Genomic DNA, 13,994 nt, shown 5'->3' with positions numbered 1-13,994 from the left:
GGTAGATAGGTTCGGGGTGGAAGCACAGCAATGTGTGGAGCTGACGAATACTAATCGGTCGAGGGCTTATCCTAAGCAATATGATTCGAAGCAGTTGAAACTTTCGCGTTCAGTTTTCAAGGTGCAAAACCTTGTATGTAACTCGTAAATCACTTATAATACGGTGGACAAGCGATTTCACACCTTAACTATGTGGGGAGATACCCAAGAGGCCGAAGGGGATGCTTTGCTAAAGCATTAGGGTGTAACAGCCGCGAGGGTTCGAATCCCTCTCTCTCCGCCAGAGTGATTACAAGTTTATAGTGTGGCGGTGTAGCTCAGCTGGCTAGAGCGTACGGTTCATACCCGTGAGGTCGGGGGTTCGATTCCCTTCGCCGCTACCATTATTTTCTCTAAAGTAACATATACATTTGTGGACGCTTAGCTCAGCTGGGAGAGCATCTGCCTTACAAGCAGAGGGTCGGCGGTTCGATCCCGTCAGCGTCCACCATAATTATGCCGGTGTAGCTCAGTTGGTAGAGCGGCTGACTTGTAATCAGTAGGTCGTGGGTTCGACTCCTATCGCCGGCACCATTTTTCCAAGGAGCTGTGGTGTAGAGGCCTAACATGCCTGCCTGTCACGCAGGAGATCGCGGGTTCGAATCCCGTCAGCTCCGCCATTTTTATTTTTTGAATGAAGATGGACGATATATAACCGTATTTTCAACTAAATACGGCTCGGTAGCTCAGTCGGTAGAGCAGAGGACTGAAAATCCTCGTGTCGGCGGTTCGATTCCGTCCCGAGCCACCATGTAAATTTGGAGGATTAGCGAAGTGGCCAAACGCATCAGACTGTAAATCTGCTCCCATCCGGGTTCGGTGGTTCGAATCCATCATCCTCCACCATAGTAAGAGCCATTAGCTCAGTTGGTAGAGCACCTGACTTTTAATCAGGGTGTCGAAGGTTCGAGTCCTTCATGGCTCACCAGTTATACAATCAACTTCAATAATATTGAAGTTTTTTTGTTTTATACGGTATTGCACCATCAGTACACGATATATGAATATGATTACTTACAGCCGGACTTGAGAACAATCAAGTCCGGCTTTTTGATATTGTCCGGATTAATAGAATAATATCCCTTGCTGTAGATATTTATCCTTGAAACAGGCACTTGAAAAATAGTTTATTAGAGATACAACCTTTGTGACCAAACTGTGAACTTTCGGAGATGTCTTCGGAGAGCCGCAAGCCATATTAGCGGCATTTCGGAAGCGAATGCCATTCTGACGGGGAGGTGATATATACGGCTGAAGGCCAGCATCCTTAGAGACATGGTAGGGTGAACTAGAAGAGTTGATGTGAAAAATCATCGGTATCCAGACAGTTTGAGCCTGAAACCATGCCAATTGGCAAGATAACGACTTGATTGAGGGAGGAATATGATGAAAATGAAGACAACGAAGAAAAAAACATTTGTTTTTCTGTTCGTGTTGATCGTGTTGTTTTCCTTAATACCTGTAAGCGCTTTTGCAGCGCAGCAATGGTCACCGAACACAAATTATCAGACTGGCGATGTGGTCAATTACAGCGGCACTGCTTATAAATGCTTGCAGCCACATACCTCGCTTCCAGGTTGGGAGCCGCCGAACGTGCCTGCACTATGGTCGGCGCAAGGAGGAGGAGATCCAGATCCCGATCCGGACCCGGATACCCAGGCGCCGTCTGCTCCGGCGAACCTCGTAGCTACCGGGTCCGCTTCGACGACCGTTTCGTTGAGCTGGAGCGCCGCGACGGACAATGTCGGCGTAACCGGCTACGATGTGTTTAAGAACGGGACGCTTGCCGGAACGACGACTTTCACTTCTTATATGGCGACCGGGCTGACGCCGAATACGTCTTATACATTCACGGTTAAGGCAAAGGATGCGGCGGACAACGTCTCCGCTTCAAGTAATGCCGTAACCGTGACGACAGGCTCCGTGGGGCCGAATCCTGATCCGATTCCAGATAAATTACTGATCGGATATTGGCATAATTTCGATAACGGTTCGACAGCTTTAAAGTTAAGGAACGTATCCCCGCAGTACGATGTCATTCAAGTCGCTTTCGCCGAAGCGACGGGAGGGAACCACTCGACATTAAGCTTTACGCCATACAATGCGACTGTCGCCGAATTCCAGGCGGATATTGCACACCTTCACAGTCAAGGCAAAAAGGTGCTTATATCTATAGGCGGGCAGAACGGCTCGGTCGAGCTTCATAACAATACCGACATACAAAATTTTGTGAATTCGATGACGAATATAATTCAAACCTATGGGTTTGACGGGCTTGACATTGATTTGGAGGGAGGCTCGATTTCTCTTGGCGGCGGGGATACGGATTACCGCAATCCGACGACGCCGAAAATCGTAAACCTGATTACCGCCGTCCGGCAGCTTAGCAATAATATCGGACCGAACTTTATGCTGACAATGGCGCCGGAAACCGCGTACGTGCAAGGAGGTATTGTCTCATACGCTGGGCCGTGGGGGGCGTACTTGCCCGTTATCCACGGGCTGCGTGATAAGCTGACATTTATACATGTGCAGCATTATAACGCTGGCGGCAATGAGGCGCTGGACGGCCGAGTCTATAATCAGGGTACGGCGGATTTCCAGGTTGCCATGGCGGAAATGCTGCTGTATGGCTTCCCGATTAACCGCAATCCGAACAACATATTCCAACCGCTGCGGGAGGACCAGGTGGCGATCGGCCTGCCTTCCGTACCGAGCGCCGCGCCGTCGGGCGGATACACCTCGGCGGCGGACGTGTCCAAAGCGCTCCAATATCTTGTGAAGGGTACGCCGTATGGCGGAACGTATTCAATGCAAAGAAAGGCAGGTTATCCGAACTTCCGCGGTGTGATGACCTGGTCGATCAATTGGGATGCGACGAGCGGATACGCGTTCGCCAACAACGTAAAATCGGCTTTCAACTTTGAACAATGAGAACATGAACGTGGATATCGGTTTATTATGGCAGCCGGACTTGAGAATAATCAAGTCCGGCTTTTTTTGTTTTTATGAACGTGTTGCGGAAGGATATGGGCACTTGGCGTTAAATATAAGTACGAAGACAAGAACGTAGGAAGACAGATACGGCTTGGTGGTGGAGAACGGAGGGGTTCATCATGAGAATTGACGGCTTGCGAACGGAAGAACTGACGGCGTTAATTAGTCAATCGCGTCTTGGAGACCGGGAAGCATTCGGCGAGTTGGTTCGACGCCATCGGGCCCAGATGGTTATGTGGGCTCGCCGCGTTATAGGTGACGCTGTGTCGGCCGAAGATATTGTGCAAGATGCGCTTCTGCAGACGCTTCAGAAGCTTAACACGCTGAGGGATCCGGATAAATTCGTTCCCTGGTTGCGGATGATCGTGCGCAATCGTGCTCTGATGGAGTTGAGGAGCACTGCTAGAGCACGCTCTGCTGGGTGGACAAGCTGGGCAATGGATGACGGTATGGATACGGAGCAGACGATGCACCTGGCTCAGCAGGAAGTTGATCTGCGTGCAAACCTGGTAGACCCTGCCGATGCTGAACTTAAGCGGCAAGCACTGGCTGAATTTGAACGGCTGTTCGAGCGGCTTGGTGAGCGGGAGCGTGCTGTATTGCAAGCGCATGCATTGGCTGAATTGCCGATTCCGGAAGTGGCTGCCCGGCTTGGGATGAAGAGTGGAGCCGTCTATACCGCATTGTCGCGAGCGCGGCGTAAGCTGAGCGATGCGAATTTTCAAGTGCAGGTATCGCAATATGTAACTGGCCGCCGTCAACGGGGGCTTCAACAATCCGGGATTGTAAGCGGGGCAAGGTATCATTGGTTCGCTGCTGCGCATAACACGATGGCGGCTACGATATTGGAGACGCTTCTGGCTACGGGCGTCCGCAATGTCTCCTTAACCGATGTGATGGGGCTGTCTGGACACGCCTTCAGCCTATATGCGACTCCCGATATTGGACTGAGCAGCGCATATGCCTTTGATTGGGCGAAGACAATGAGATTTGGTTGGAGCAATCTAGGCTATTCAGCGGTCATATTTGGCGGATCCGGGCTGACTCTGCGTCAGCCGGACGAGCTGATTGGAGCGATGGAGCAGATGCAGGACTCCATTATGCGCGGCACTCCGATTGTAGCATGGAACGTAGCAAGCGCCGAGTTCGGTCTCATCTGCGGCTTCGATGACAGAGCCAGCGAATGGATGGTGACGGACACGACGGTAAGCGGCAAACGGCTGCCATACGATAAGCTTGGCCGCAATCATCCGGATGCCGAATGGTTTGCAGTCATCCCTGGGACACGTCATCCGGTGTCATGGCGCGATACGCTAAACCGTGTCTTCGTGCAAGCCGTCCGCCATATACGCGGTCACGAGAAGGCCATACTGCCAGACTGCGCCGTCGGATTGGACGCATATGTGACATGGATAGAAGCCTTTCGAGAAAGCAAGATAGCCGATCCGCTATCGGTAGCGTATCATGCTGCCTATACGGCTGAAGCGAGACGCAACGCAGCGCGGTTCCTCCAAGCAAGATTAACAGATGGCACAATGAATAATGTCTGCAGGGAAGCGGAGCCGGCCGTTCATCATGCATATGTTAGCTACACGACGGTTGCGGAAGCGTGGGCTGCGCTATCGCGCTTGTTTCCTCTGCCGTTCGGCGGCAATTCACTTGGACCGGGTCCTGCTGAACGAGCCGTACGGCTGTTGGAACGGGCGGTTGCAGAAGAACGGCAAGCGGTAGACGCGCTGGAAGAAGCGGCAGATTGGCTGGAGCGTAAGGTCGGACGAAGCTGAATCTTTTTTTTAAATATTCAATGATATGATGTAAGAAATAGTGAGCTTGGCGCATCCATATGAAATGAAGGCTTTCGAAGCTGAATCATTTCCGTATAGGAGGAGTAACTATGAATCAAACGACAAAGGCAGCAGAACAAATTCATCCAGTAAAAAACCGTATCGGTGGAGTATTCATGCACGTTAGCAATATGGAGCGCTCTGTCAATTGGTATCACAAGTTGTTCGGCTTGCCCGACCGATCGTCTGTAACCGACAAGGTTCACGAGATCACAATGGATGGGGGGAGCGGTCTCGTGCTCGATCAGCACGGATATGATCGCGGACTATCGATGGCAGAGCGGCCGCTCCTTATGTTCCAATCTCCAGACGTGCATGCCGCATACCGATTCGCGAAGCAGAATGGCATCCCGATCGAGTGGGAGATTGAACAATATCCAGGCATGGCGTTCTTTACGCTGCGCGATCCGGATGGCAATCTGCTCATGGTATGCGGAAATCCGGGTGAGACAGAGAGTGGAAACGGATCGGAACCAATGGAGGCCGCGGCTGTCCGATATGATGGCGGCGGGACTTGGCTTGCGGTAAGTGGTAACTTGACACAGGGAGAGCTGACGCCAGAAGGCTTGGTGCTAACGGGAAGAGCGGTAACGGATGAATCCTTCCGCACTCCAATTCGGATAGAGACAACGCTTCGCCTGGAGGCTGGATGTTTACGCTTGCTGTTTGGCCCTCATGGAGAATTAACATTCAACTATGGCCCATCTGCAAGCGGGGGAGCAGGCGAAGAGTTCTACGTCAATCACCCGAGCTTGCATAAAACGTTCAGCTACACGGGAAAAGGGACTGTACCGTATGGACAATGGGTGCGTGTCGAGTGGACGATCCGGGAACGTTCCATGGAAATACATCTCGACGGGCAATTGTTTCATGCCCAAGAGGGTTACTTCGGAGATACGGTCGGACTTGCCGGTGTTGGGTGTGATAATGGTCAGGTGACGGTACGTTCCTTCTTCGTCGAGCCGCTTGCGGTGTCAGAAGGGGTTACGCATCTTGCCGTCTCAAGCGAGGGAGAGCCGATAGACGAATTGATCCCGGCTGAGGTCTGTCATCCAGTCATAACGGGAGATGGGCTGTGGTTGTCTTATAATGATCAATGGGGAGATGCGCGTACGAAGGCGGCATACTCAGTGCCTTTTCAATGTCGGAGTCTCATCCGGACGGATACGAACTCGCTCGTACTGTATGGAGGCGCCTCTGCACAGGTGAAATTCCATACGGGCGGAGCGCTTAGCTTCATCGATCCGATTACCAAAGAGGAGACTTGGGCGGAGGGCAAGGGGGCACTGCCGAATAAATGGACGGAAGTGATCTGGAAAATGGAGTCGGACCGCGCGACGATTACTGTGGATGGAGAAGTTAGGCTAGAGCATACAGGGGATTTCTCCGGGTGCAGCTTCCGGCTTGGTATCGGACCTGATCAAGGAAGCGCGCTTGTTGTAAAGTCGGTGGAAGTTGTAACGTTAATATAGTATCGTTATCATAATGTGCAGCAGCCTGTGACTCTAAGTAGAGGAGCAGGCTGCTTTTTTTGTACAAATGGGGGATGCTGAAGGGATACGCTCAGTTATGATACAATGAGACAAAAGAAGACGGACGAATGGGCGGAGTGAACAATCATGGAAAAGCAAGCTTTGCAGCTGCATATCGAACGAATTCTCGGCAAGAAGTTGGTGCCGTTGTCAGTACCAACCGAAGAGTGGCACGATTGGACGAAGGCGCAGGACTTCGAGCGGCAGTCATCGGCTCCCGTAGTCATGCATCAGCGTAACAGCAACTGGGTGCTGCTGTGGAAGTCAGGTACATCGACAACAGAACTCATGCAGGTAGATGAACATGATTTAACGGAACAGGAACGGCAATGGATCGAGCTCATCCTCTGGATGGAGCACCAGCCGAAGCCTGTGCTTCCCAGCACGCATTTGGGCGATGAGCAGCAGGCGCTAATGTTGGGACAATGGATTATCGAACGTATGAGGGAAGGCGATGGAAGCGCAGAGGTTCCTGATACATTTTCCTGGAAAAACAAAATGTTCACCCAAGTCGTACCGTTCCTGCTTGTTGCAGAACATGCGCACCGGGAAGGTCCTGGTTACAAGGATTTATATAGATTGATGAAATCCTATTTTGGAGGCGATCTCATTCTGCTTCCGCTATCTGAAAAAGAATGGTTTATTTTGTGTCCGGAACAGCTGACCCAAGCGAATGAAGCAGATGATGACGAAGACGAGAGGGAAACGATGGAAGAACTGCTGACATCGTTCTGCCTCGGATTGTATGAGCTGCTCGCGAATGAATGGGTTGGCGAAAGCCATTTGTCTATTGGATACCCATTCTCACCGGTGAAAGGTATGCCAGGCGTCGTAGCTCAGTTGCGGGAGACCATTTATTTGGGACGTACGTTTCATGTAACGGACAATATACATTTGCCATGGGAGCTACACCTAGAGCGTCTCGTGAACAGTATTTCGGACGAAGTGCGCAAGCAATTCCTGCAACGTGTTGTGACGAAGGCGGACAGCTTCACAGATGTAGAGACGATGGCAACACTTGGAACTTTTTTTCAATATGATTGCAGTGTAAGCGAGACGGCCAAAAGATTATATATCCATCGTAATACTTTGCTGTACCGTCTGGACAAAATAAAGCATGAAACAGGACTGGATGTGCGCAAGTTTACGGACGCCGTATTAGTGAAGCTCATTTTGCTATTGTACAAAGTAACGAAATAGGACATTCATTTTTTGTGCAACTTGTGTATAGTTATTTGTACAGGGTTTAGTTAAGATATAAGTAACCGATTTCATGATAAAAATGTTTAAGGGGGAAACGCACATGGCAGGCGTACGTTTAGAGCACATTTACAAAAAGTATCCGGGTTCCGACAATCCAACGGTAGTAGACATTAATCTGGACATTCAAGACAAGGAATTTCTCGTATTGGTAGGTCCTTCCGGTTGCGGTAAATCTACAACACTCCGTATGATTGCGGGTCTTGAAGAAATTTCCGAAGGTAAATTGTACATCGGCGATCGCCTAGTTAATGACGTGGCTCCGAAAGACCGCGACATCGCGATGGTGTTCCAATCCTACGCGTTGTATCCGCACATGAACGTGTATCAGAACATGGCGTTCGGTCTGAAACTGCGTAAATTCAAAAAAGAAGATATCGATAAACGTGTACGTGAAGCAGCTCGCATTCTCGACATCGAGCACTTGCTTGACCGCAAACCGAAGGCATTGTCCGGTGGTCAGCGTCAGCGTGTTGCCCTCGGCCGTGCTATCGTCCGTGAGCCTCAAGTATTCTTGATGGACGAACCGCTTTCCAACTTGGATGCGAAATTGCGTGGTCAGATGCGTTCTGAAATTTCCAAACTGGCAAAACGTCTGCAAACGACGGTTATCTATGTAACCCATGACCAGATCGAAGCAATGACGATGGGTGACCGTATCGTTGTTATGAAAGATGGTATCATTCAACAAGCGGCTTCACCAGACATCCTCTACAATAACCCATTGAATATGTTCGTTGCAGGATTTATCGGATCTCCGACAATGAACTTTATTAATGGCACCTTGTCTGAAGAAGGCGGTAATTTCCGCTTCAAGGCACCGGGATTGGATGTTGTCGTACCTGCAGGTAAAGCACAAGTGCTGAAAGAAAAAGGCTTCATCGGCAAAGAAGTTATTCTCGGCGTTCGCTCCGAGGATATCCACGAAGAGCCTGTATTCTTGGAAGCATCGCCTAACAGCATCTTCACGGCTTCCATTGATGTTACGGAGAACATGGGTCATGAAATGTTCCTTTACTTGACAGGCGTAGGCAAAGAGACGATCATCGCACGTGTTGACGGACGTTCCAACTCGAAAGAAGGTCAAAATGTGAAGCTTGCCATCGATATGAATAAAGTTCATGTCTTTGATAAAGACTCAGAATTGAACCTGTTCGAAAACTAATCAACGAAAATACAGAGGCTAGCCATTCCGGCTAGCCTTTTTTTGGATAGTGCATGTTTCCGCCTCGGAGTCATGTTCCCTCCCAGAGAAGGTACGCCCGTTCGAGCCTTGCTCTACTCTCCCCTTTATTCAGAACAGCAGCAACTCATTCCCTTGTAAACGAGTATTTTTCATAGATTGAAAAAGCGATCTATTTAAGTTGAACCTATTTAGCCCACAATTAGATTGGAGAACGACTTAGGAGTCCTTTTCTGTTCTATCTGTACGGTTCTTGTCCCGAGCAGGTTGTCATTGCGAGAACTGGCACATTGATTTGCACGTCGTTTTCCTTTACGATGATTACAATGAGGTAAGGGCACTTCGCCGCAATGGGATTACAGATGAATGAAGTGCCGCCAGACGAAGGAGTGAACGACGATGGCCAAGAAGGTGAAAGTTGCCGAAATGGTGGAGCAGTGCCACCTGGAGGTATTGGCTGGCGAGCAAGGCTTGAAACGACCGATTACAGTCGATGATCTGCATCGTCCTGGGCTGGAGATGGCCGGGTATTTTGAATACCATCCGAAAGAACGGGTTCAACTCATTGGCAAGACGGAATTATCTTTCTTTGAGACGTTATCGCCGGAAGCGAAGCGAGAACGGATGCAATTGTTCTGCTCCGAGGAGATGCCGTGCATTATTGTGACGAGAGGGCTTGATGTGCCCCGGGAGCTGATTGACGTCTGTCAAGAACAGCAGGTTCCCTTGCTGCGCTCACAAATGGCGACGACGATTCTATCGAGCCGCATTACGAACTTTCTGGAGAAAAAGTTAGCGCCGACCGCGACGATTCATGGCGTTCTGGTCGATGTATACGGTGTTGGAATGCTCATTTCGGGAGGCAGCGGAATCGGAAAAAGTGAAACCGCACTGGAGCTTGTCAAACGGGGACACCGGCTTGTCGCCGACGATGCCGTAGAGATTCGGCAAACTTCTGATTTTCAACTGCATGGCTCCGCACCAGAACTGATTCGCCATTTGCTTGAAATTCGCGGTATCGGCATTATTAACGTCATGACCTTGTTCGGGGCAGGGGCGATTCGTAATAACAAGCGCATTAGCGTGGTCATTAAGTTGGAGAATTGGCAGCAAGATAAGCAATATGACCGTCTCGGAATTGACGAGGAGAAGACGCGCATCATTGATACCGATGTTCCCCTTGTGACGATTCCGGTGCGTCCCGGACGGAACTTGGCTGTAATTATCGAGGTGGCTGCGATGAACTATCGGCTGAAGCGCATGGGCTACAACGCGGCGCTGCAGTTCACCAATAAGCTGACGGAAACGATCGCAGAGGATATGGAAGATTTCGATTGATTTCGCTGCATGCGTGTAAATGGGATGAATGAAGGAGTGTGAAGGATGGCAACATTGTTGCTCGATCCGATAGCCTTTCAGCTTGGACCGCTGAAGGTGCATTGGTACGGCCTAATTCTTGGTACGGCAGCACTGGTCGGTCTGTTGTTGGCTATTCGTGAAGGGAAACGCTTCGGCATTTCTCAAGATTTTTTCATGGATTTATTATTGTTCGGCGTACCTTCCGCCCTTGTGGGCGCGCGTGCGTATTACGTCGCGTTCAAATGGGACGATTATAAGGATGACTGGCTTGAAATCTTTAAAATTTGGCATGGGGGCATTGCGATATACGGCGCTTTAATCGGTGCGGTCATCTGTGCCCTTATCTATGTAAGGAAAAAGGGGTACAGCTTCTGGCGCATCGCTGACTTCTGCGCGCCCGGGCTGCTTATCGGACAAGCGATCGGACGTTGGGGCAATTACGTCAATCAAGAAGCTTACGGCGGACCAGCCTCTGAGTCCTTCTTGCGCAACACGCTTCATCTGCCCGACTTTATTGTCAATCAAATGAATGTGAACGGGACGTTTCATCATCCGACATTCTTATATGAATCGGTATGGAGCTTCGTCGGCGTCCTGCTCTTGTTCGGACTGCGCCGGCTGCGCGGTGTTCGCAGCGGAGAGGTGTTCATCAGCTACTTGATATGGTATTCGATTGGCCGTTTCTTCATCGAAGGCTTGCGTACAGACAGCTTGGCCTATCAAGGCTCGGACTGGGTCGTATCATTGGTGGATGCATTATGGTCACCGATGTACGTCTTATTTGAACCAGGTTTCTTGGATCCCGACTACGGAAACGTGCGTATTTCGCAGCTGCTCGCCATCTTCCTCATCGTGGCGGGAATTATTCTGATCATTGTCCGGCGTGCAACAGGAGCGGCGAATACCCTGTACAGTTCGCCAATTACATCTGCGCGTATGCAGGCAAATGCTGCGCCTCAACAGAGCGAAGGAACTAGCACCAGCAGCACTCAAGCTAGTGACGCGAAGAACAATGCCGTGAATTCTGCGGCAATGCAGGAGAATAAGCCAAGGCAGGAGCCGGATCGTATATCGGATTCCGATTCCGGGTCCCTCGAGGCGGACGATGCTCTTGAGCAAGAGAGCGATGAGCCTGCGACGGACGATGCTTCGATGAACGCGCCGGAGGCTGACAGTCAGACGAAGGAGACTTAGCATATGATTCGAACGGTATTATTTGATTTGGACGGCACCATTATCGACACGAATGAGCTTATCATCCAGACTTTCCTGCATGTGCTGAAAGACAAGACGCCGTCTCCGTTCGCGCGCGAGCAGATTATTCCGAGCATGGGGCTTCCATTGGACCATCAAATCCGTATTTTTACGGGGATGGAACAGGTGGATGATCTTGTAGAGGCTTATCGGGAATATAACATTGCCCGCCATGATGAGCTGGTGCGCGAATTCCCCCACGTCACTGAAGTCATTGCAGCGCTGCATCGCCATGGAATACGGCTCGGGGTCGTAACGACGAAGATGCGTCTTACGACCGAGCGGGCGCTGCGCATGTTCGGGCTGTACGAGCAAATGGGTACGATTGTTACCATTCAGGACGTGAAGCAGCCTAAGCCGCACCCTGAACCGGTGCTGCAGGCTATCGAGGCGCTGCAGGCCGATCCGGCTACCACACTTATGGTGGGGGACAGCCCTGCAGATATTCAATCCGCCAATGCGGCGGGTGCGATATCCTGCGGCGTGGCGTGGTCGTTGAAGGGAGAATCGGTTCTGCGTCAGTATGAGCCTCGCCATATTATTCATGACATGCGCGACTTGTACGCGATCGTCGGATTGGAGCGGGATGAAGGGTGAGAGACGTTGAGCGGCATCCTGTAAAAGGCCCGAACAGCTTGTGGCAAATATACCGCACGGTTAGTCCTTGGAAAGGCATGTGGAATTTCATATGCATCCAAGTGGCTAGGTACTGCCCTTCCTTACGGGTCAAGCTGTGGATTTACCGCCGATTGCTTCATATGAAAGTGGGGCAATACACGGCGTTCGGTCTGATGGCGATGGTGGATGTATTTTTTCCGGAACGCATCGAGATCGGAGACAATACCATTATCGGGTATAATTCCACAATCTTGGCGCACGAGTATTTGATCCATGAGTATCGACTCGGAACCGTTCGGATCGGCAGCAACGTCATGATCGGAGCAAACAGTACGATTTTGCCCGGAGTGACCATTGGAGACGGCGCCGTAGTAGCTGCGGGAACGATTGTGCATAAGGACGTCTTGCCTGGACAAATGGTAGGCGGCAATCCGATGCAGGTCATCCGCGAATCCTCTCACTCAACTTAGAATACACAGCAGCAGGCAGAATAGCATAACTGTAGACCGGAAGAAATGGCCAAGCCAGAGCTTCCGGTTTTTTTACTTGAGATGCTGTGGGTCTTAGCAATTCAAGGAGTTTGGGTATCCTGTATGAAAAATAGGAATGACAATACAGAAGAATTATGCTAGTTTGTTATGTATGTAATGACAGGAAAATGAGGGAAATTAAAGTGATGTGGATGAAACGCGCAGCAGTCGCCCTACTGCTCTTAGCTGTCCTTTGCTCGACCGTGCTCACAGAAGAGGATGGAGCTAGAGCATTATCGTACCAGATTGAATGGGAAGGGAAGGCACACGAAGACAGGTTCGCAGTGCAGATGGGAGATGAGTGGTACATTCCAACCGATGTGCTGGCCCAAGCCTACGGGATTAAAGTCCAGGCCAGGGGCAACGAGTTGCAGCTGTCATCAACGGCGAATGGGAAATCACATTGGAATTACGAGCCTATTTATTATCGGGATGAAGTTATTACTGTGATGTACCACAACATAGAGAAAAATCCGAGTCACATGACGTTCATTTCACCAGACCAGTTGGAAGATCAACTGCAGCACATGCTAAATGACAATTTTCACTTTATTACGATGGAGCAATACATAAATTTTATGCTGCACGGGGGAACGGTACCGCCGAATGCCGTTTTAGTGACCTTTGACGATGGGTATGAGAGTTTTTATACCGAAGTGTATCCTATCTTGTTAAAATATCGTATAACGGCTACCAATTTCGTCATCGTATCCTCGATCGACAACCGCAAGCAGATAGGGCGTCCCAAATTGACTTGGGAGCAAATGAGGGAAATGAAACAGCATGGGATGAGCTTTTATAGCCATACATATGATTCACACGCCTACGCTTCGATTGATCAACGAGGAAAACAGAGACCGATGCTGACCCGCCATCTGTATCTAGCGAAGGAGCAGAGGTTGGAAACGGACAAGGAATATATAGCCCGAATCAAGCGTGATCTGGGCACCGCCGAACTGCGGCTGAAGGAGATGCTCGGAAACAAGCAGAGCGTGCTTGCATTTCCATACGGGGCTTATACCCAGGATGTGCTTAAGGCGTGCAGGGAACTTGGGATCCACATAACATTTATGGTAAAGCCGGGCATTAACCAGCGCTCGAAGCTGAACGGTTACCGCATCAATGCTGGCAATCAGCAGATTCATTCGGCTGACTTGATTGAGCAAATGCGCAACCGGGGCCTGAGGACGAAGCTGTCCCGTGCCAAATCGCCGTATGTCGTCAAATGGAATGGTACGGCACTGGGCTTGGATCGTACACCTATCGTAAAGAACGGAAAGTGGTATTTACCACTAAGCTTGATTCGGGATTCCTTCGGACTGCACTTCCAAATCGATTCCTCTTTGCAAAGAGTACGCTTATTTACTGGATAATAACA

Annotated in this window: 10 protein-coding genes and 8 tRNA genes; all 18 read left to right on the top strand. The window is 50.2% G+C overall.

Annotated features, from left to right (window positions below; genetic code table 11):
- Window positions 1-194: 194 nt before the first annotated feature.
- Window positions 195-283 (top strand) — tRNA-Ser (locus M3650_RS12695).
- A 23-nt stretch (window positions 284-306) separates the two neighbouring features.
- A tRNA-Met gene (locus M3650_RS12690) sits at window positions 307-383 on the top strand.
- Window positions 384-414: 31 nt separating this feature from the next.
- Window positions 415-490: transfer RNA gene (locus M3650_RS12685), tRNA-Val, on the top strand.
- 7 nt (window positions 491-497) lie between these two features.
- Window positions 498-573, top strand: a tRNA-Thr gene (locus M3650_RS12680).
- 9 nt (window positions 574-582) lie between these two features.
- Window positions 583-659: transfer RNA gene (locus M3650_RS12675), tRNA-Asp, on the top strand.
- Window positions 660-714: 55 nt separating this feature from the next.
- Window positions 715-790: transfer RNA gene (locus M3650_RS12670), tRNA-Phe, on the top strand.
- A 9-nt stretch (window positions 791-799) separates the two neighbouring features.
- A tRNA-Tyr gene (locus tag M3650_RS12665) sits at window positions 800-885 on the top strand.
- A 6-nt stretch (window positions 886-891) separates the two neighbouring features.
- Window positions 892-967, top strand: a tRNA-Lys gene (locus M3650_RS12660).
- 458 nt (window positions 968-1,425) lie between these two features.
- On the top strand, window positions 1,426-2,973 hold the full coding sequence (locus M3650_RS12655; protein ID WP_251575164.1) for a chitinase: 1,548 nt from the start codon (window positions 1,426-1,428) through the stop codon (window positions 2,971-2,973).
- A 182-nt stretch (window positions 2,974-3,155) separates the two neighbouring features.
- A complete protein-coding gene (locus M3650_RS12650; RefSeq protein ID WP_251575162.1) occupies window positions 3,156-4,820 on the top strand; it encodes an RNA polymerase sigma factor in 1,665 nt (554 codons plus the stop codon).
- 110 nt (window positions 4,821-4,930) lie between these two features.
- Window positions 4,931-6,352: a VOC family protein gene (locus M3650_RS12645; RefSeq protein WP_251575161.1), complete on the top strand. Its 1,422-nt coding sequence runs from the start codon at window positions 4,931-4,933 to the stop codon at window positions 6,350-6,352.
- 147 nt (window positions 6,353-6,499) lie between these two features.
- Window positions 6,500-7,612 (top strand): PucR family transcriptional regulator, encoded by a 1,113-nt coding sequence (locus M3650_RS12640; RefSeq protein WP_251575160.1) that lies wholly within the window; start codon window positions 6,500-6,502, stop codon window positions 7,610-7,612.
- Window positions 7,613-7,715: 103 nt separating this feature from the next.
- Complete coding sequence (locus tag M3650_RS12635) at window positions 7,716-8,837, top strand: ABC transporter ATP-binding protein (protein WP_019421933.1); 1,122 nt, start codon at window positions 7,716-7,718, stop codon at window positions 8,835-8,837.
- A 417-nt stretch (window positions 8,838-9,254) separates the two neighbouring features.
- Window positions 9,255-10,193, top strand: coding sequence for an HPr(Ser) kinase/phosphatase (gene hprK, locus M3650_RS12630; RefSeq protein ID WP_019421934.1), 939 nt, complete (start codon window positions 9,255-9,257; stop codon window positions 10,191-10,193).
- 45 nt (window positions 10,194-10,238) lie between these two features.
- On the top strand, window positions 10,239-11,408 hold the full coding sequence (gene lgt, locus M3650_RS12625) for a prolipoprotein diacylglyceryl transferase (RefSeq protein WP_251575157.1): 1,170 nt from the start codon (window positions 10,239-10,241) through the stop codon (window positions 11,406-11,408).
- Window positions 11,409-11,411: 3 nt separating this feature from the next.
- Window positions 11,412-12,065, top strand: a complete 654-nt coding sequence (gene ppaX, locus M3650_RS12620) for a pyrophosphatase PpaX (protein ID WP_251575151.1) — start codon at window positions 11,412-11,414, stop codon at window positions 12,063-12,065.
- Complete coding sequence (locus tag M3650_RS12615) at window positions 12,062-12,556, top strand: acyltransferase (protein WP_251575148.1); 495 nt, start codon at window positions 12,062-12,064, stop codon at window positions 12,554-12,556. Before ppaX ends, M3650_RS12615 begins: the two co-directional genes overlap by 4 nt.
- 188 nt (window positions 12,557-12,744) lie before the next feature.
- Window positions 12,745-13,989 carry a polysaccharide deacetylase family protein gene (locus tag M3650_RS12610; RefSeq protein WP_251575147.1) on the top strand — a complete coding sequence of 415 codons (1,245 nt, stop codon included), beginning with the start codon at window positions 12,745-12,747 and terminating at the stop codon, window positions 13,987-13,989.
- Window positions 13,990-13,994 lie beyond the last annotated feature (5 nt).

Source organism: Paenibacillus sp. MER TA 81-3 (genome assembly GCF_023713585.1).
Classification (GTDB): Bacteria; Bacillota; Bacilli; order Paenibacillales; family Paenibacillaceae; genus Paenibacillus_B; species Paenibacillus_B profundus.
The sequence above is the reverse complement of the archived record's forward strand: the minus strand, read 5'-3'. Positions and strand labels throughout refer to the sequence as shown.

Excerpts from the sequence above, each read along its gene's own strand:
- M3650_RS12655 (WP_251575164.1), top strand. The coding sequence starts at position 1,426 with ATGAAAATGAAGACAACGAAGAAAAAAACATTTGTTTTTCTGTTCGTG.
- M3650_RS12650 (WP_251575162.1), top strand. The coding sequence starts at position 3,156 with ATGAGAATTGACGGCTTGCGAACGGAAGAACTGACGGCGTTAATTAGT.
- M3650_RS12645 (WP_251575161.1), top strand. The coding sequence starts at position 4,931 with ATGAATCAAACGACAAAGGCAGCAGAACAAATTCATCCAGTAAAAAAC.
- M3650_RS12640 (WP_251575160.1), top strand. The coding sequence starts at position 6,500 with ATGGAAAAGCAAGCTTTGCAGCTGCATATCGAACGAATTCTCGGCAAG.
- M3650_RS12635 (WP_019421933.1), top strand. The coding sequence starts at position 7,716 with ATGGCAGGCGTACGTTTAGAGCACATTTACAAAAAGTATCCGGGTTCC.
- hprK (WP_019421934.1), top strand. The coding sequence starts at position 9,255 with ATGGCCAAGAAGGTGAAAGTTGCCGAAATGGTGGAGCAGTGCCACCTG.
- lgt (WP_251575157.1), top strand. The coding sequence starts at position 10,239 with ATGGCAACATTGTTGCTCGATCCGATAGCCTTTCAGCTTGGACCGCTG.
- ppaX (WP_251575151.1), top strand. The coding sequence starts at position 11,412 with ATGATTCGAACGGTATTATTTGATTTGGACGGCACCATTATCGACACG.
- M3650_RS12610 (WP_251575147.1), top strand. The coding sequence starts at position 12,745 with ATGAGGGAAATTAAAGTGATGTGGATGAAACGCGCAGCAGTCGCCCTA.